The sequence below is a fragment of the Persicobacter sp. CCB-QB2 genome, from assembly GCF_001274635.1.
GTDB classification, from domain to species: Bacteria; Bacteroidota; Bacteroidia; order Cytophagales; family Cyclobacteriaceae; genus Persicobacter; species Persicobacter diffluens.
In genome coordinates this window covers 477340-496563 of sequence record NZ_LBGV01000001.1, presented here as the reverse complement: position 1 = coordinate 496563, position 19224 = coordinate 477340, and the positions used below count along the sequence as shown (strand labels likewise).

The 19224-nt window shown below is 42.7% G+C and carries 15 protein-coding genes and 1 pseudogene; 8 read left to right on the top strand and 8 right to left on the bottom strand.

Annotation, left to right across the window (positions count from 1 at the left end; translation table 11 throughout):
- Nucleotides 1-173: 173 nt before the first annotated feature.
- Nucleotides 174-524 (top strand): thioredoxin, encoded by a 351-nt coding sequence (trxA, locus tag NG22_RS02345; protein WP_301280963.1) that lies wholly within the window; start codon nt 174-176, stop codon nt 522-524.
- A gap of 282 nt (nt 525-806) precedes the next feature.
- Here the strand turns inward: trxA and NG22_RS02340 are convergent, their stop codons facing one another.
- From NG22_RS02340 to NG22_RS02305, 6 genes are all read right to left on the bottom strand, one after another.
- Complete coding sequence (locus NG22_RS02340; protein ID WP_157600821.1) at nt 807-1541, bottom strand: phosphatase PAP2 family protein; 735 nt, start codon at nt 1539-1541, stop codon at nt 807-809.
- A 226-nt stretch (nt 1542-1767) separates the two neighbouring features.
- Nucleotides 1768-2445 (bottom strand): hypothetical protein, encoded by a 678-nt coding sequence (locus NG22_RS02330; RefSeq protein ID WP_053404223.1) that lies wholly within the window; start codon nt 2443-2445, stop codon nt 1768-1770.
- Nucleotides 2438-3466, bottom strand: coding sequence for a Rieske 2Fe-2S domain-containing protein (locus NG22_RS02325; protein ID WP_053404222.1), 1029 nt, complete (start codon nt 3464-3466; stop codon nt 2438-2440). Before NG22_RS02325 ends, NG22_RS02330 begins: the two co-directional genes overlap by 8 nt.
- A gap of 646 nt (nt 3467-4112) precedes the next feature.
- Nucleotides 4113-4532, bottom strand: coding sequence for a PH domain-containing protein (locus NG22_RS02315; protein ID WP_053404220.1), 420 nt, complete (start codon nt 4530-4532; stop codon nt 4113-4115).
- A gap of 12 nt (nt 4533-4544) precedes the next feature.
- Nucleotides 4545-5129 carry an ECF-type sigma factor gene (locus NG22_RS02310; protein ID WP_053404219.1) on the bottom strand — a complete coding sequence of 195 codons (585 nt, stop codon included), beginning with the start codon at nt 5127-5129 and terminating at the stop codon, nt 4545-4547.
- 210 nt (nt 5130-5339) lie between these two features.
- On the bottom strand, nt 5340-7766 hold the full coding sequence (locus tag NG22_RS02305) for a YfhO family protein (RefSeq protein WP_053404218.1): 2427 nt from the start codon (nt 7764-7766) through the stop codon (nt 5340-5342).
- A 288-nt stretch (nt 7767-8054) separates the two neighbouring features.
- Between NG22_RS02305 and pfkA the strand changes: the two genes are divergently transcribed.
- On the top strand, nt 8055-9026 hold the full coding sequence (gene pfkA, locus NG22_RS02300; protein WP_053404217.1) for a 6-phosphofructokinase: 972 nt from the start codon (nt 8055-8057) through the stop codon (nt 9024-9026).
- 283 nt (nt 9027-9309) lie between these two features.
- Here the strand turns inward: pfkA and NG22_RS02295 are convergent.
- Nucleotides 9310-10133: pseudogene (locus NG22_RS02295) on the bottom strand (hypothetical protein); the annotation flags it as partial.
- Between the two features lie 221 nt (nt 10134-10354).
- Between NG22_RS02295 and NG22_RS02290 the strand changes: the two are divergent.
- The 5 genes from NG22_RS02290 (at nt 10355) to NG22_RS02270 (ending at nt 17941) form a co-directional block, all read left to right on the top strand.
- Entirely contained in the window at nt 10355-14599 is a 4245-nt protein-coding gene (locus tag NG22_RS02290) for a PAS domain S-box protein (RefSeq protein WP_053404216.1), read from the top strand.
- A gap of 2 nt (nt 14600-14601) precedes the next feature.
- On the top strand, nt 14602-14973 hold the full coding sequence (locus NG22_RS02285) for a response regulator (protein WP_053404215.1): 372 nt from the start codon (nt 14602-14604) through the stop codon (nt 14971-14973).
- Nucleotides 14974-15322: 349 nt separating this feature from the next.
- Nucleotides 15323-15604 carry a hypothetical protein gene (locus NG22_RS02280; RefSeq protein WP_053406867.1) on the top strand — a complete coding sequence of 94 codons (282 nt, stop codon included), beginning with the start codon at nt 15323-15325 and terminating at the stop codon, nt 15602-15604.
- 1 nt (nt 15605) lies between these two features.
- Complete coding sequence (locus tag NG22_RS02275; protein ID WP_053404214.1) at nt 15606-16364, top strand: MBL fold metallo-hydrolase; 759 nt, start codon at nt 15606-15608, stop codon at nt 16362-16364.
- Between the two features lie 11 nt (nt 16365-16375).
- Complete coding sequence (locus NG22_RS02270) at nt 16376-17941, top strand: NFACT RNA binding domain-containing protein (RefSeq protein ID WP_053404213.1); 1566 nt, start codon at nt 16376-16378, stop codon at nt 17939-17941.
- Nucleotides 17942-18217: 276 nt separating this feature from the next.
- Here the strand turns inward: NG22_RS02270 and NG22_RS02265 are convergent, their stop codons facing one another.
- A complete protein-coding gene (locus NG22_RS02265; protein ID WP_157600820.1) occupies nt 18218-18646 on the bottom strand; it encodes an IPExxxVDY family protein in 429 nt (142 codons plus the stop codon).
- Between the two features lie 338 nt (nt 18647-18984).
- Here NG22_RS02265 and NG22_RS02260 point away from each other — a divergent pair, with 338 nt between their 5' ends.
- The gene (locus NG22_RS02260; protein WP_053404211.1) at nt 18985-19218 is read left to right on the top strand and encodes an acyl carrier protein; all 234 of its coding nucleotides are present in this window, start codon (nt 18985-18987) and stop codon (nt 19216-19218) included.
- Nucleotides 19219-19224 lie beyond the last annotated feature (6 nt).

The window sequence follows — 19224 nt, the reverse complement described above, 5'->3', positions numbered from 1 at the left end:
CTGTTTTTTATCTTCAATCCGAAAATAATTATTTCGCAGTCGGCAAAATTACGAAAATTTCCTTTCGGCACTCCATTTTTCCCTTAAAATTCCTTTGTGATATATGGCACTGAACGGCATTACTGTACATTTTATCTTTATAGTTGAAAAAAAACACTACAATTCGAAACAAAATGGGGGTAGCTTTTCGTTTGCCGAAATGTTGCACTGAAAAGAAAGGAATAAAAATGTCAAAATTTAAAGAATTAATTAACGGCGACCAGCCGGTATTGGTAGATTTCTATGCGGATTGGTGCGGCCCGTGTAAAGCCCAGACACCTATTCTTTCCGAAGTAGCCAAAGCGGTAGAAGGAAAGGCCAAAATCATCAAAATAGATGTGGATAAAAATCAGGCCGCTGCCGCCCAATATGGTGTCCAGAGCATTCCTACACTATTATTATTTAAGAATGGAGAAGTCGTTTGGCGCAATGTTGGAGTAGCACAAAAGCCTCAACTTCTGCAGGCTATAACTTCGAATGTATAAAAGCAATTCCTAAACAATCATAACCATTTTGAATCCCCTCATTAATTGAGGGGATTTTTTTGTTAAGCGGGAGTATTCCTGCTTATCCCGAATAATACCTATCTAAATCCTCGTTTAGCTGCAAGCCGGGAAAGATATAGGATTGTATCCTATTCCCTATATTCCAATAAAGCAGATAAATGCGGGGAATGCAAGTCTCCCCAAACCCAGCATACACCCCAAGACATATTAACAATTAGGCCTTTAACCTGAACTACTAAATCTTAAAGGGAATAATTCGGCCTAAAACCGCGCCTCCAGATACAAACCCATCGCATCCTGATTAATCAAGGGGAAGTACACCAAATTACTTCTTCTTTGGCTACGCTTATGCAAATAAGGAATCAAAATTCCGGAGGCAGCTCCCACCGCGAAGCCGGTCATCACATCTGTTGGGAAATGTTTATAGCCCTTCATTCTATAATAGCCCACAAAAGCCGGAGGCACTGCTGCCAGGCCATACATCAAAGCCTTCTTTCCGGTCGACCAATGAGGGTGATAATCATTTAACACCTGAGCAGCAAAAAAAGTCGCCACCGCTGTATTGGAGGTATGCCCACTAAAAAACGATCGGGCATTATTACTTTCGCTTCGATATTCCACAGAAAGCTCTTCCACATAAGTCACCGGACGGTAACGATCAAATGCACCAGCTCCAAGGTAGGTATAAATATTCAGTGCTAAGACCTGGGACTGCAGGTACATTAAAGAAACATCCAACCAGTCTTTTCTAATTTCTTTATCGATAAATAAGGCGATAGGCAACAAAACAGAGGCCCGAAGCCCCAGATCCGAAATATCCTGTGCCTGCTTACGATCATTAGGATCAAAATTAAACACCCACCGATCAAAGGCATTCACATTAGCCCGCTTGAGCCCGAGGACCACATCTTCCGGAATTCGGGGCTTATTCCCAGCAAATTGAATCCAATTTGGCTGGTAACATAGCCCACCACAACGGTACCTCCGGTAGTCCACCGATTCACTTTATAAACTGGCGCTATAGCCTCTGAAGCCATGCGAGCATTTGACTGGGCGAAAGAATCTGCAAAAAGTAAAAAGAAAAGACTAATGCTTAGCAGCACACGAATCATATCAGGGGTTGATTAAATGGGGTTGATATCCTCGGGATTAACAGCACAAATTTGCCACCCGCCGGACTGACTTACTTCCGCCACAATTTCCACCTTTTCTCCAACCCAATCTAATATTTCCGCATTGATTTTTTCGCCGGCCGTCCCCAACAAAACAAAATATTGATAGTCCCCGGCTTTCCTGATCGAAAAACCGGCGGAATACCTCCGCTAATACAACGAACGGCACAACTCTTATGAATTTTACCCTCTCCGGGTTTCATCACCCCGAAATAACATTTCGGATCCAAAATTTCTCCGGTCAGAATTTCTCGTTGCTTACTGGAAAGGGCCATGGCCTCCACCTTTCCCTCTATTATTTCAATGATACCTGCTTGTTTTGGGCTAAGCTCCAACAATACTTTTCCATCTCCATAAATAAGGCTGCCTTCCACCTTTATTTTCCGACCATTTAGCGGAACACCAATCTGCTCAGCAGCTTTATTCATAATGCCTTCTGCGCCAAATTTCCCATAACCCACCAAAAGCATATCCGGGGAATAACCTTCCGGCACCTGGTCCGCGGTTACCACCAATCTGGGTACGGGATAAGCATAATAATCTCCCTGGAAAGTTCGAATTTGTCCAAGCTCAAACTGGTGATCATTAAATCCTTTTTGAGTATACACCAACAGGAAGGCCAGAACGGGCAAAAGTAAAAAAACCACCAGCAAAAGCGGAAAAATGCCTTTTTTATGAAATGCGGGCATTTTCTTTTCCCATCCGATATAAAAAGGTTTTTTATCCATCTTTTGAAAGGTTTATAGGCTCAATAAGTACTCCCTCTCCGGGAGAATGGGGATTTACCCAAATTTCTTCCTGCTCCAATTTCAAATAGTAAGTTTTCAGCTGCTCCTTAAAGGGAGGTGGGGATTGCCCGTTTTCAGGCAAATATTGGTATCCATGCCAGGGGCAGGTAATACAGCCATTGATAATTTGCCCCTCGCCTATTGGCCCTTGCTGATGTTTGCATTGGTTATTTACGGCAGAAACTTTACCCCTATTTAGGAAAATCGCTATCTCCTCCTCCCCCACCAGAACCACCTTCGCGCAACCCTCTTCCAAGTCCGCCACAGCAACTGCCTTTACCCATTCAGAGGAAGTAAGGGCCTCTCTGCTACTTGCACGGGCAGCGGCAAAATGCAAACCAGCGATGAATACAAAGCCGAAGAGCAAGAGATAGCGGAGCAACTCCTGACTTTCATACTGCAAGGCTCCTAAGGCGACATGAGCCACTATTAGTACATATGCCATATAAACGGACATATGAAGGGCTTTCCAAAGGCGTGGACTCAAGACCTTGAGCCAAAAGTCATGACTGCTGGCCGCCATTAGAAATAAAATGATCAAGGCAAAAAAGCCGAGCACCTGAAAAGGAAATTCTTTCAGACTACCGTAATCAGGATTAGCCAAAAACATACTGGTGAGAATAGGTTGATCTCCCAGCGAATGAAATTGAATCAGCGCCAATAGGCCATGGGTAGCTGCAATAATGAACATGGCAACACCCAGGTGCCTTCGATTATATAATAAAGGCAAGAATCTGCTATCCAGCCGGGCCAAGGGCCCTATGCTCAGTATAAAATGCAACATCAAAAAGGCGGTTACACTCGTCGCCCTGAGCAACAAAGTTTCCAGGGTGATATCCGGATGCAACCACCATTGGAAAAGGCAAATGGATATTAAACTGACCAAGACCGCCAATAAAATAACAAGGTCGTACCGTTTCTTTTGTCGGTTCCAGCTCACCGCTTGATAATTTAGACCCATGGCAGACTAAAGATTAAGAGCAAGAGGGTAATCAAGAATAATAGGGGCCATATACTGGCATGGTATCTTCGTTGGAGGGGATCCATTAAGCTATTTGATTTTAGTATATAATACGACTGGCCAGAAGGCAACCATCCCTGGCAGGATAATCAATTTAAATTGCCAGGAAGAATTTCGAAACGTCTTATCCCTTTTGGGCAACCATCTAAATATCAAATACATCGACAGGCATAAACTGAGCATAACATATACACCTAAAATCCCAAAAAGAAAATTGAAAAGGTTGACCATAAAGAGTGGGGCTTGACCGTTAATTCAATAAAAATTGAAATTTATCAATAATTATAAACGAAATAGCACCCTAAAGGTCAGCGATATAGCATTATTTTTTTACCAACAAAAAAAACGGACCTGCTGGTCCGCCTAAGTCGAATTATTTATGCTTGCACCTTCCTTTAGCTGCAAGGCAAGGAAAATGTAAGAATAGTGGCTTATTTCATCTCTTTTCCAAGGAAGCAGAGGAATATGGGAGAAAGCTGCTTTCCCCAATTTGGACTATAAAAAAATCAGCAAACTCACCGATAAGAGTCTGACATATAACCCCTTAACCCTACCTGCTAAAGATGAATTATTAGGCTTAATCGTATTATACTGATATTTTTATTTCGGAATTTAACCGTTTCAAGTCTTCCAAAAAAGCCTCCTGATGCTTGGGCGAAATCAAAACCGACTGCTTGTTTCCAAAATAAATAGCGATCCGGTTTAAAGACCAGGCCGGTGCAGAAAGCATACTATTGCTGGCCTCAATTTTGTATATTTCATCGATCGAAATACGCTGATTAATCAAAAATCCCGATTTTATTCTCAATACCCGCGTATCCTCCTCCAGCCAATAGACTGTTGTTTGATACAGATAAAATATAAAAAGTAAGGAGAGCAGGATAATAGCGGAGGCCATCCAAGTTTGAAAGTAAATGTCCGCTATCATAACGCCCAACAAGGGAAAAAGTAGGAAAATCACCAATCCCCAAGAAATCGCTGAATGGTAAATCTTTGCCTTTCCCATAAGCGAAGGCTATTAATCATTCATCAATTGCTCCGCCATATAGCGCTTCAGCCAGGCACGTGCCACCGTCCAGTCCACTTCCACTGTTCTCTTTGACACCCCTAAAGCATGGGCAATTTCTTCCATTTTCATATCGGCAAAAAACTTCATTTCTACCACTTTGGCCTGACGTTCATGCACTTTTTCCAACTCCTTCAAAGATTCTTCTATCGCCAGCAGTTGATCTCCCTCATCCTCGGTCAGGTTGACGGCCTTATCCAGCTCCACTTTCGTATAATCCCCTCCTCTTTTGAGGGCATGCTTTTTACGGGCATGTTGAATTAAAATACGGCGGATCGCCTGGGCGCCCACGGCAAAAAAATGAGCACGACTTTTCCAGTCAATATGATCCTGACCAATCAGGCTCATAAAGGCTTCATTTACCAATATTGTCGGCTGCAGGGTGTGGTCAGTTCTTTCGCGGCGGTATAAATTTTCAGCAATCTGATGCATTTGACTGAAAACCATTTCATACAAACGGCCAGCATCAAAATCCTCAGACCCATCTTTGGCAAGATTTAATAGCTGAGTAACTTCTTTTGTTTGCTCATTCGACATAGCATATCGGTTTTAATAGCTCACCGGAACAATAGGTTCCAAAAATTAATCATGATACACAGTGGAAATAGGTTAACTCTGTATCAAAGAATTAAAATTAACTTTAAATCCCTTTAAGTGAAAACCCTAAGGCTAAAATTCACTTAAGAAATACAATAAAAAAGGGAAATACGTAAATGTACTTCCCTTGATTATTATTCTATATTTGAATTATACAGTTTCCGCTTCTACCGTGGCGTGATCCGGCTCAGAGCGAAAGTGCTTGAAAATGGCAAATCCGATCATCAGGACGATCAATAAAGAACATATTAAACCAATCGGTTCTCCTTTGGCGTAACTTGGCGGATTAAAGGTAAACTCAATGGTATGCTTCCCTGCCGGAATCATCATTCCTCTCAAAACATAATTCGTCCGAATATGCTCCGCCTGTTGACCGTCAATAGTGGCCGTCCAGCCCGGCTGGTAGTAAATTTCCGAAAATACCCCAAAAGCCTCACTGGCACTGTTGGACTCATACACCATTTTCATAGGGCTATACTCTTTCAGCTTAATGGTAGAGGCGGGATCAAATTTATACTTTTCCGTCACTAAACCGGCAAAGCGCTGATCCACCAAAGCGGTTTGGCGGGCATTGAAATCCCCACCCAAAGCGGCCATTTCTTCATCGGCATTGGCCACCATTTTAACCATCGGCACAAACCAGGCATGCCCTAAAGCCCCCGGATTTTGCTGTAAGCGCGGCTGTCTGCTTTGCTGATCAGGGAAGATTACATATTTGGTATTCAGCATATCCAATACCGCCTGATTGTTTTGGGAAATTTGCCCCTCGATCAGTTCCTGATAGCGCCCTAACTTAATGGCACTATAGCCCCCGATAGATTTATGATGGAAGGAAGTAACCCCATCGTTAAAAGTATTGGCGGCCACATTCAGTACGCGGAAGTTGGGATCAGTATCTTTATTAATTTCTGCATCCACTGCTGTAGCAGCAAACACCTGCTTCTCATAACCTTTTACATCCTTGAAATCTTCTCCGTTCAAATAACGAAGCCCTACTCCGACTAAATCAAATGTCATCAACACACAAAGGCCAGCCATCGCATATTGGAATTTCAGTTTTTTAACAGACAAAGCCCACAGTCCTGCAGCAGAGAGCACCACCAGAACCAAAGAACGGAAAGCATCACCCCTCATCATACCGGCTCTGTCCTCCCGGATAGCACTAATCAACCACTCGGGTAAGCCTAAACCAGCATCTTTGGGAGCCCGAAAACTCATCATAAAACTTCCCAAAACCAGCATCAAACATAAGCCGCCAACAGAAAGGGTGGCCCATTTAAGTGCCTTATCAAAAGTGGCCTTATCTGTAGTACCATCCAACCAGCGCTGAATGGCCAAAATCCCAATAAAAGGCATAATCAACTGCGCAATGGCAAGGATCATCGTGACCGACCTGAACTTATTATACAGCGGCACATAGTAGAAAAAGAAATCACTAACCAAGGGTAAATTTTTACCCATAGAAAGTAAAAATGATAGCAATACTAAAGTTAGTGCCCACCATTTCAGAGGCCCTTTCAGGCTGATCATCCCCAATACAAAAAGGAAAATAACGATGGCTCCGAAATAAACCGGACCGGCAGTAAAGGGCTGATCTCCCCAATACATGGGCAAAGCCGAAACCAACTGATCCGCCTGTGGCTTAGGCACCTGGTTTTTCAGTAAAGTTTTATACGTTTCCGAATTTTTGCTCAATCCTTCATGCGAACTTCCACCATAAAAGTAAGGCACCAATGTGGTCATCGGCTCTATCAGGCCATTACTCCAGGCAAAAGCATAATCATAATCCAAACCGCCTCCTTCATGCTGTTTGGCTGTTAATTCAGATGCCCCACGCGTAGTGGAAGGAGCCAATTCTGCGGTGGACCATAATCTCACCACATTCGCTCCAATCGCCAAAACAGCCGCTACCAGTAAAAAGGCAGAAGGTTTAATAAATGCAGGCCAGTCGTTGCTGCGAAACGCCTTTACCAATTCCATGATGCCCACCCCGACAATCATGTATAATAAATAATAATTGATCTGAATATGACCATAATAAACTTCCATCCCCAGGAAGAAAGCTGTTATCGCAGCACCAGACCAATATTTCCCCCTAAAAGCTAAAAACACACCAGCCAGGGTAGGCGCCATATACACCATATCATACACCTTGTTGATATGGCCGGCTTCAATACTGATCAGGGTGAAAGTGGAAAATGCATAGGCAGCAGATCCCGCGAAAGACAACCAGGGATTCACCCCGAAACTGACCAACAAAATATAGAATCCGACAAAGCCCAAAAACACTAAAAGCGCGGAATCCGGAAAAACAGCTTTGGTGAAAGCATGTACTTGCTGAAAGATATTCTTTTCCGTGCTCCGGAAAGTTGGCATTCCTCCAAAAGAAGAATTCGTCCATAAAATACGTTCTCCTTTTTCAGAATAAATTTCCGCTTCCTGATTAGTTCCCCGGAACTGGATGACATCACTTTGCAGCAGTTCTTTTCCACTGAGCGAGGCACCAAAATATCCCAGAGTAATGATTAAAAATGCCACAACTGCATAAATATGCGGCAGGTATTGTTTAAAATTCATCGAATCGTAATAAAAATGATTGATTTCTAATGCTGTTCAAATAAGGCTAAAGAATTTCCCTATTCAGCTTAAAGATAAATAGCTTGATGAGAAATGTGGAACAGATCTTCAATTAATTCAAAAAGCCGTCAACTATTGCGCCATCTTATGGTGCAATACTGACTAAAATCAGCTAATAAACCACATAATTCAGATACCTTTGGATAAGGTTTCTGCAAAATATCGATGTAAACACCATCATTTTTTTAGCGTTTCGCAGAAACAGAGAACAAAAGAGCATTTTTCAAAATGAAAAAAATAGCGGTTTTAACCTCTGGTGGTGATGCGCCGGGAATGAATGCAGCCTTAAGAGCAGTGGTACGTACAGCCACCTATTATGGCATGGAGGTTTATGGCGCCAAACGTGGGTTTGACGGACTAATACAGGGTGATATCTATAAGATGAAATCCTATTCCGTCAGTAATATAATTTCTCTGGGCGGCACCATCTTAAAAACCGCCAGAAGCGTGGACTTTCACGCACAAGAAGGCCGTGATAAGGCCTATGAGCAATTGCAAAGCCGGGGCATTGAAGGCTTAATTGTCATTGGCGGGGATGGCTCCATGATGGCATCGGATCGGTTTTCCAAAGCTTATGATTTCCCTATCATTGGAATTCCGGGCACGATCAATAACGACCTTTACGGAACGGACTTTACGATTGGCTTCGACACGGCGGTCAACACCGCGCTGGACGCCATTGACAAAATCCGTGATACGGCCAATTCGCACGATAGGATATTTTTTGTGGAAGTAATGGGTCGTGATGCCGGTTATATCGCCATTCAGACCGGCATTGGCGGTGGGGCTGAACTGGTCATGGTTCCAGAAACCGAGACCTCCATTCAGGATGTGATCTCCACCCTACAGGCGGGTTGGGATCGTGCCAAAAGCGCTTCCATAGTCGTAACCGCAGAAGGAAATGCCGAAGGCTCCGCCATTGACATTGCACAAAAAGTAAAAAGTCATATTAATAATAAGGACATCAAGATTACTACTTTGGGACATATCCAAAGAGGGGGATCTCCTTCCGCTTTTGACCGAATTTTATCTTCTCGCCTGGGACTAAATGCGGTAGAAGCCTTAAGGTCCGGCAAAAAGGGGGTCATGATCGGGATAATCAAGGATGAGGTGGTCTACACTCCGCTGGACATCGCGGTGAATACCCCAAAACCACTGAATGACGAACTGGTCAGAATGGTAGAAATCCTGAATAGCTAAGCGTGTTTAAAGCCGGATTATTCCTGCTCAAATCCTTGTTTAACTGCAAGGCGGAAAAAATGAAGGAATAGTCCCCTATTTTAAGTTTTTCCCAGGGAAGCAGTGGAATGAGGAGAAAGCAAGTACGCCCAAATTCGGGCTACTATAAATCAAAGAAAACAATTCATAATGAGCAAAAAAAGCTACTTATGATGATTTGATAAATTTAACGGTGAAGCATTCGGGTTAAAATCATCACCGCCCAAAAAAGCCTTCCCTGACACCACAGAGAAGGCTTTTTTTATTTCATTTGGGATTTGATCAACCCTAAAATTTCTGCTTTTTGCTCTGGATGAAACCAATGAAAAGCCTCATCTTTTTTGAAATAAGTCAACTGCCGCTTAGCATACCGGCGAGAATTTCTTTTTAATAACCGGATGCATTCCTCCCGATCATACTGACCCTCCATATAGTCATATATTTCTTTGTAACCCACCGTTTGCAGGGCATTAGCAGACTTATGCGGCAACAAACGCTCCGCTTCCTCAAATAGCCCCTGATCAATCATGATGTCCATCCGCTGATTAATACGGTCATACAACTCTTCTCTATCCCGCTCCAGGCCAATTTTCAAAATCTTAAACGGCCGCTGATCCATTTTATTTTTACGAAAAGAGGACATCGGCTTGCCACTCACCCGGAAGATCTCTACTCCTCGCATGACTCTTTGCGGATTATTCAAATCTACCTCCGAAGCATATTCGGGATCATTGGCCTGTAGCTCCTCCACCAAAAAAGCCAATCCCTTATTTTCATAATCTGCAATGACCTGCTGCCGCAGCTCCTCCGGCGTTCGGGCATATCGTCAAAGCCTTCACACAGCCCTGAAACATATAGCGTACTCCCTCCGGTGGCGATCACCACCTCATGATCCTGGAATAATTCCCTGGTTTTCGCCAAAGCATCAATTTCAAAATGACCCGCACTGTATTCCTGCTCTATAGACATGCAGTCTACAAAATGGTGCGGCACACCATCCATTTCTTCTTTCGTAGGTTTGGCCGTGCCGATGGCCATTTCCTTAAAGAACTGCCTGGAATCCGCCGAAATGATCTCTGTCTCAAGCAATTTAGCCAACTCCACACAAAGAGCTGTTTTCCCTACCGCCGTTGGCCCTACAATGACCACCAGTAATTTATCTTCCATTCCTATCTAATTATGGAGCCAATTTCGAAATATTCCCGCAGGAATTCAAAAAGTAGATTTTTTAAATGAAGAGCAATCCATAGGGGCACACCGATAAATTTCTTTATTTTTATGTTTTATTTGATACAGACTTTTAGGAAAATATGCTTGGAAATCGAAACGATTTGCTACAAAAGAGCAAGGAAGAACTGATAGAAGAGATTTTACGCATGCAAAAAGATTCCTCCTCGCAGGCACGCCTGTTGGTAAAGGAATCTCCCAAAGCAGCGATGATTATCAGTATGGAAGGAGACTTGATTGCAGCCAACACCCCCTGCCTGAACTTCTTTGGCCTGGACTCTCAGGAGCAAATTGCTGAAAACCCTCTTTTTCTACACATATTAGCCCAGGAGGTAGAAGGAGCACCTATATTTCAAAATATTGAGGCGCAGGGATTATCCGGTGGACTCACTCTACAAATCCCTTTCCAACCCACCACAGGGGAAGAAATCTCCGTGCTGGCGAGCTTATCCATTGTTCGCATCAGCCAGACCAAAATGATTTTCCTGAAGCTGAGCAGGGAAACAAAAAAGGACAGTCTTGACTTGCCTATTTCGGCAGTCATGACCCGGATGACCAATGAATACCACAACCTTTATTATTTCGATGAAAATTGGCGGGCCTTTTCCGGCATTCCGGAGAATAAACTGATCGACGAATGGATTGATTTGATTCACCCGGATGATTACAGCTTCGTCTTTAGCAAAATTCAGAATGCCCATCGTCGGAAAATAAGCTATCGCATTGAATATCGACTAAAAAATCAGGAAGGAAAATATATTACCGTACAGGAAACCGGCATCCCCAGGTACCCTCATAAAACCTCCTTTAATGGCTTTATTGTCGCAACGGTCCCCATCAAGCTCACCAGTGACAATACCTCCAAAATTAACCCGGCTCGCACCGGAGCCCCCTTTATTGTGACCGTCACCCTGGACGGTTTCATTCTGAGTTGCAACCAATCTTTTGCGGAGCTTTTCCACCTTCTGCCCCAGCAACTGTTTGGCAGAAAGATTTCCAATTTCCTCAATCCTAAAAAGGGAAACCCCAAGAGTTCTTTTAAGGATAACTTCTTCCCAAAGGATTTGGAGGAGTTTGATGCCGTAAAATGCCTGACCAAAAATAAAGATTTCAACCCGCTGGAGTTAAATTTTTATCGGGTACCCGGTAAAATCACCAATCGTTCTAACCTGATCACCCTGGTAGGAGGAGTAGATCCGGAAGAGGAAAAGACTGACCGAAAAGGGCAGTTGCTCCACTATCAGTCTTTTGACAAGATCTCAGAAATGGTGGCTTTCATGAAGATTGATGGAGAATTTTCTTATGTCAATGAGACCTTCTGCAAGCGCATGAGAATGTCGGAAAAGGAAATTCTGGAGGCCACTCTTTTGGAAGTGATTGCGCAGGATCAACTTACAGAGCTCAAACACCATTTGGAGCAATTTCTGGTATTAGGCATTCCTGAGATGGACCTTCCTTTGGAATTTATTAAAGGGGATAATTCAAGTGAAGTCTTAAAAGGTACCTTTATCGCCATCAAGGAAAAGGATGAGGTCACTGCCATTCAACTGATCATCAACAGCTTTGACTCTTCTTATTTATTAAATAAAACCCAGGAAATATATTCCGGCCTCCCCTCTTGGGTCAGCTACCTGCAATCTTCCCCAAAATGGTTCAGCAGGATCAATGAAGCCCTGAAGACCATCGTATTTTACGACTTTTGCGCCCTGAAAATCTTACAGCCTAAAGCCAATCAGGAGGCCTATCATGAATGGCAGGAAGACCAATTATATAGCCCCGTACAGCTTCAGGAGGAGGTTTTTGAAAAATTATCGACCCTGGCAAGCCCTTCCATTATTAATGAGCAAAGCCTCCAAAATTTCTCCGTATCCGACCCTACGGTAAAAGACCTCCTTTATATGCCCTTATTTTGGAATGGAGAACTGATTGGGCAGTGGATCTTCCTTCACCGAAATCCACGAACAAACTATGGATTTCAGGAAACCCTGTTAATCGACATAGTTGCACCGGCCATTTCGGAGGCCATTTCAGGCCAGCGCTTAAAAGGCCAACAGCATCAGGAAAAAAATAGGGAACAGAGCATTATCTGCCTGGCCAACCTGAATCCAAAAGCTGAAATAATTTCGGTAAATGGTAATTATGAGGCCTATGCGGAATTGATGGGAAATGCATTCCAGATTGGCGAAAAATGCCCGGAAGCCGATCATGAAGCCACACGCGACATTTTCACACAACACTGGCAGGAAGTCACCGCAGGTAAACCCATGGCTTTTGAGTTTCGCCATGCACAGAAAAAAGGAAATAAAATGCGCTGGTTCCGAATAGCCTTCCTGCCTTGCGTGGAAAATGAGCAAGCGGAAAAAATCATCATGAGCATTCAGGACATCAGCGTGGAGACCCATCAGCTGTTTATGCTGGAAGCAAATGAAAGCAAATATCGAAAAATATATGAGCGATCCCCTGACTTGTATTTCAGGTGTAATATCATGGGTAAAATCACCATGATCAGCCCCAGTGCACTGGATATTATGGGCTACAATCCCGAGGAAATCATAGGGAAAAATATTGGGGATTATTACCTGTATAAAGGGGCGGCCCGGAAATTCTCCGAAGCCCTGGCCCAGTCCAAGCGGCTGTCCAACGTACAGGTACATATCATCCATAAATCCGGAAAAACCGTCCCTTGTTTCCTTCACCTTCGTCATGCGGATAATAAAAAAGGGCCATTAGAGCTGGAGGGTTTTATTCGGGACATGACGGAATTAGAACACACCCAAAAGGAATTAAAAAAGACCATTAAGGCCAAGGATTCCTTTTTGGCTAATATGAGTCATGAAATAAGGACACCGATGAATGGAATCATTGGGATGATTGACCTTTTGGGACATACCCCCTTATTGGAGGAACAGGCAGATTATGTAGATGCCCTAAGAAAATCTTCCGAAACCCTGATGGAAATCCTGAATGACATCCTGGACCTATCCAAAATTCAGGCGGGAAAAATGCGTCTAAGAAAGACTCCTATTAAAATTCGTGAAACTCTGGAAAAGCTTCATAACCTTTTCAAACCTCAGACGGATAATCATGACATTTCCTTTGACCTACTGGTGGACAATAATGTTCCGGAGGTGGTGATGCTTGATGAAACCCGCCTTTTGCAGGTGCTTTCCAACCTTACTTCCAATGCTATAAAATTCACAGAACCCAAGGGCTTTATCAACATCTACCTTAAGGTGGAAAAACAAACGGACGATGTTTTTCTATTCCGGACAGAGGTTAAAGACTCTGGCATTGGCATTTCCCCTGCCTCTCAACAAACCCTTTTCAATGCCTTTGAACAGGGTGACCATTCAACCTCAAAACCTTTTTCAGGAGCAGGTCTGGGACTGGCTATTTGTCAGAAATTATGCCGACTAATGAATGGAGAAATTCACCTGAACTCCACCCTGGGGCTGGGAAGCACCTTTTGGTTTACTTTTGAGGCCGAATTACCCGACGAAGACCAAATCCCGATCGTGAAGGAATCCAAACCAAAACTTATTCGGAACACTTTCAGCCCTAAAGAACAGCCTAAAATATTACTGGTAGATGACAACTTTATCAACCGAAAAGTAGCCGGAGAAATATTATCGAAAGCAGGCTGTGCGGTCACCACAGCGAACAGTGGAGAAGAGGCTATTAGCAAGGTGCAACAGATGCCCTTCGATTTGGTCTTCATGGACATCCAAATGCCGGGTAAAGACGGAATACAAACCACCAAGGAAATTAAAGCTTTGGGACTGGAATTTTGTCCGCCGATTGTTGCCATGACCGCCTATGCCATGTCAGACGATAAAAAAAGATTCCTGGAGGAAGGCCTGGATGATTATTTAGCTAAGCCGATTAGAGCGCAAGAAATTATCAAAAAAGTCCAAGAGCACACCCACAGTTTAGCCCAAAAAGAAACTGTTGAAACAAAAAAGGAAACAAACAGCACCCCAGTTATAAACAAAGCCATAGTGGATCAACTTTATGACATAGGCGGTTGTGATCTTATTGATGAAGTTTATCAAAATTTTGATTTAGAGTCCTCGGATCTTATCCAGGAAGCGAAAAATTTTGCATTAAAAAAAGATTACGAAAATATTTTACGTAATTTGCATACACTTAAAGGTAATGCCGCTACACTGGGAATTGAACAGCTTGCAGAAAAAGTAAAAGCTACGGAACAAGAATTAAAAATTGCACCGTATGACAATTTGGAAAACGATTTAGACAAAATCGGCAAGCTATTTGATATCTTTAAAACAGAATATAAGAATTTCTTAAAGACCTATAAACTAAGATAGAAATGGCCGATAAAAAGAAAGTTTTGATTGCCGAGGACAGCTCTGTTATTCAGACACTTACCAAAAAAATCCTTTTGATTCAAAACTATGACATCGATTCTGCCAAGAATGGTAAACAAGTAATGGACAAGGTGGCCAAGAAAAATTACGATGTCATTCTTATGGACATTAATATGCCACAAATGGATGGTATGCAATGTGCCAAAGCGATACGTGATCAGGGAAATGATGTGCCGATAGTGGCCATCACCGGAAATGCAAGAAACTATTCTATGGAAGACTTTAAAGCCGTAGGTATCAATGAATTTTTACCTAAACCACTGGATTTTGATGTGTTAGTGGAAACAGTAAAAAAATACACCTTGGTGAATTAATTAAACCATCTTCGGCAAAGGAGCGGTTACCTGAAAGGTGACCGCTTTTTTGTTTTAGAGCGTATTTTAACCCGAAATGTTCACCGCTACATTCAGGGCACCGGACATTTCGGCTTATTCTCAGTGCTTTTTAAGCAATCTTGTGAATTTTTTAATCGCCCCAATCTGGGCAGGCTTAATTTCTCCTCCTTCATCTACTTCGTTGTAAAAAACTTGAACCCCTTCATTTTTGCCGCCTTGCAGCTAAACGAGGATTTAAGCAGAAATAAATCGGCTTTAAAATGCATAATTCAGCTTAAGCCCTCTTTTTTCTTCATCTTTTCCGATATTGTGGCCTTATTTGAAGGCCATGACGATAAAGTACACGAAAAATTTCCTAAGCAAACTAGAGGACATCTTCGCCGAATCTGATTATACCTTGCGCTATGAAAAGGGACAATTCAAGTCTGGCTGGTGCCTGCTGAATCAAAAAGGCGTAGTGGTGGTCAATAAATTTTACCCACTGGAAGGCCGCATCAGCTGCCTGATACAAATTTTGCAACAACTGCCCATTGGCGCCGAGGGCTTAAGTGAAAAATCTTTGGCCTTATACCAGCAAATTCAGGAGGCTGTAAACACGGAAGCTCAATAACATGAAAATCACTTTTTTAGGAACGGGAACTTCACAAGGCGTCCCGATTATCAATTGCGACTGCCCCGTTTGCAAATCCCTCGATTTCCGGGACAAAAGGCTGCGGTGTTCGGTGCATATTGAGGTTAATGGAAAAAGCATCGTTATCGATACCGGGCCGGATTTTCGCCAGCAGGTATTGCGAGAAAGCATTCATCAGCTGGACGCTATTCTCCTAACCCATGAACATAAAGACCATATTGCGGGCCTGGATGATGTCCGGGGATATAATTTTTCATTAAATAAAAATATCCCGATTTACGCCCGGCAGCGGGTGATAGACCGACTAAAAGTAGAATTCCCTTATGCCTTTGCCGAGGACTATGCCGGCCGACCACGTATTGACACCATTCCCATCAGTAATCAGGCTTTTCTTTTCGAGGACCTGGAAATCGTTCCCATTGATGGCATGCATGGGGGAATGCCTTGTTTTGGATTCCGAATTGAGGATTTTACTTATATTACCGATATGAATGTATTGCCGGAAAAGGAGTGGGACAAAATTGCCGGCAGTAAGGTTTTGGTCCTCAATGCCCTGCATCACAAAGACCACTACTCCCACTTCACTTTAAAGGAAGCATTGGATCTGGCCAAAAAACTATCGATCCCCAAAACCTATTTTGTACATATGAGCCATCACATGGGGCTGCATGGGCAGGTAGATAGTGGACTTCCCATGGGCATTCACCTGGCTTACGATGGCCTCAAAATTGAGATTTAAACAAAGACGCTTTGCATAATAATTATTTCTTCATCAACCGCCTGGCGCATCAGCTGGACGAAAAATTAAAAGGCTGGAAGTTGGGCAGCTGTTTCAGTCAGCAACGAGATGAGCTGATTATGGGCTTTTATTCGGAAAGAAAGGAGTTTTACTTCCGGGCAAATCTGGCACCGGACGTCTCCACGCTTTCTTTTCCGGAAGATTTTGCGCGTTCCAAAAAAAATACGGTCACGCTTTTTTCCGAAATTCTGGAGAAACAGATTCTGGAAATCAAATGCCTGCCCAACGAACGTTCCTTTATCATATTTTTTGACGGAGGCTTCCAACTGTTATTCAAGCTGCATGGCTCTCAGTCCAATATCCTCCTTTTTCAAAATGAGGAGCGGCGTGAACTTTTCAGAAACAACCTGTCCAAAGATCAGGATTTAAGCATTTCCGACCTGCAACGCGATATTGATCAAAGTTTCGAAGCCCTTGAAGCAGCGGAAGGGGATTACTTTAAGCTCTACCCTACCTTTGGAAAGCAGGTGAAAAATTTATTGGAGAAAGAAGGTTATCCGGGATTGGAGCGTGCAAAACAATGGAAATTGCTTCAGCTTATCATTGAACAGTTAAACAACGGCCCTATTTATGTTCGACAGGAGGAACAAAAAGTGCAGCTCACCCTGTTTGACACTGAAGTCGGAGAACTGATCTACGAAGGACATGATCCAATAGCAGCCATTAATGCCTATTACTATCAATTTTCCCGCACCCACTGGCTGGAAAAAGAAAGAGGGCGCAACCTAAAAAAACTCAAGCAAGACATTGATAAGGGCTATGCCTATATCACCAATAATGAAGAAAAGCTAGAGGGACTAAAAGGAGGCATCAGCTATCAGCATATTGGGGATATTTTAATGGCCAATCTGCATCAGGTACCCAAAAGAGCGACGGAAGTCAGCCTGTTTAACTTCTACACCAATAAGGACCTTAAGATAAAGCTCAAAAAAGACCTGAGCCCACAGCGCAATGCCGAGCAATATTATCGAAAAGCGAAGAATCAAAGACTGGAGATTGAAAATATTGAAGGAAACATTGCCGCAAAAATGGAAGAGCTGGAAAACCTGGAATTGGCAGTAGGGGAAATTCAGGATGCGGAATCTATTAAGGAAATCAGAAAAATTCTGAAAGACCACCAGCTGGAGAACAATGCCCAGAAGCAGAACAAAAAACAAGTCATTCTTCCCTACAACAGTTATGAGTGCATGGGCTTCGATGTTTGGGTGGGCAAAAACCCCAAGGCCAATGATAAGCTAATCGGTCAATACGCCTTTAAAGAGGATTTATGGCTGCACGCCAAAGATGTTCCAGGCTCTCACCTTTTGATCAAGCATCAGGCGGGAAAGCCATTCCCAAAAGACGTGATCGAAAAAGTAGCCGGATGGGCCGCCTTTTTCTCCAAAAGAAAAACGGATAGCCTTTGCCCGGTATCCGTGACGCCAAGAAAGTATATCCGTAAAACAAAGGATCTGGAAGCCGGGAAAGTGATCATCGATCGCGAGGAGGTAGTACTCGTTCCTCCCCAAAAACCATAAGTGAATGTTTAAGCCAAATCACTACATACCTCAATGCACGTAGAGAGGCAAAGCATTAGAAATGGTAAGATTTTTCCTATTTCATTTTTTTCCAAGAAAGCAGATGAGGAGGAGAACGCAAGATTACCCAAATTCCGGCTATTAATAATCAAGGAAAATAACCATAGTGGACTGACAGTAGGCTCTTGGGTTACATCAATGAATTTTACCTTGAATCATTCGGCATAAAAGCCCTCAAAAAAAAGCGAATCTCCCACCGATTCGCTTTTTTTACTTCTAAAAGATCAGGTTTTCCTTCGCCTTAATCCGGTCTACTTCAAATATTTTAAAATAATGAACAATGGATAACTGCTCCAGCCCATTCTTCAGCCGTTCAAAGTAATCTTTGTGCATTTCTCCCTGCACATATAATAGGAAGTCAAATTCCTTTAACTCCGGAATCAGATAATGAATTTCCCCCTTTGGACTTTTCACTGCACGATTTTCAATAAATCGATAATTACCGTATGGTGCCTCATAGGTATAGAAGGAAATATCAATGGGTTCCCGTCCGAAAGGATGCACCGTACATTCCTTTTGCTTAGCAAAAGCGATACGCATCGCCTGATTGATATACCACACCATTTTGTATGCTCGCATGGGTGCCACAATACCCATCAACTGGAAGTCGTAATTATTCTCTACTAAAAGTCTGCGCTTTTTCAATGCTTCAAAAAAATTGATCGCTCCAAAGATTTCTTTGCTACAAAACTAAATAATTTTTACGCAATCCCCCTTTTTTCACCAATTCATCATCCATTTTTAACCTTCTACTAATTGCTTTTGATATATATTTATTTTCCGCAAAGGAAACTCTCGAGACTTTTTTTCAACAAGAAAGAATCATAATTCACTGAATTTTAGTCACATACAAACAAAAACAGGACACGCAAACCGTTTTATAGGGCATAATAGCCGAAAATATCTTTGTGATAAATCGTTTGACATTATTGGGCGAATTGTATTTCTTTGCACCGTAGTTAAACAACAAAACTTTTATAACAATGTCTGAAATCGCAGAGAAAGTAAAAGCGATCATCGTAGAGAAACTCGGTGTGGAAGAATCGGAAGTTACATTGGAAGCTAGCTTCACTAACGATCTAGGAGCTGACTCATTGGATACTGTAGAATTGATCATGGAATTCGAAAAAGAATTCAATGTTTCTATTCCAGATGATCAAGCTGAAAACATTTCTACTGTAGGTCAAGCGGTGTCTTACCTAGAGGAGAACAAGTAATAAGCA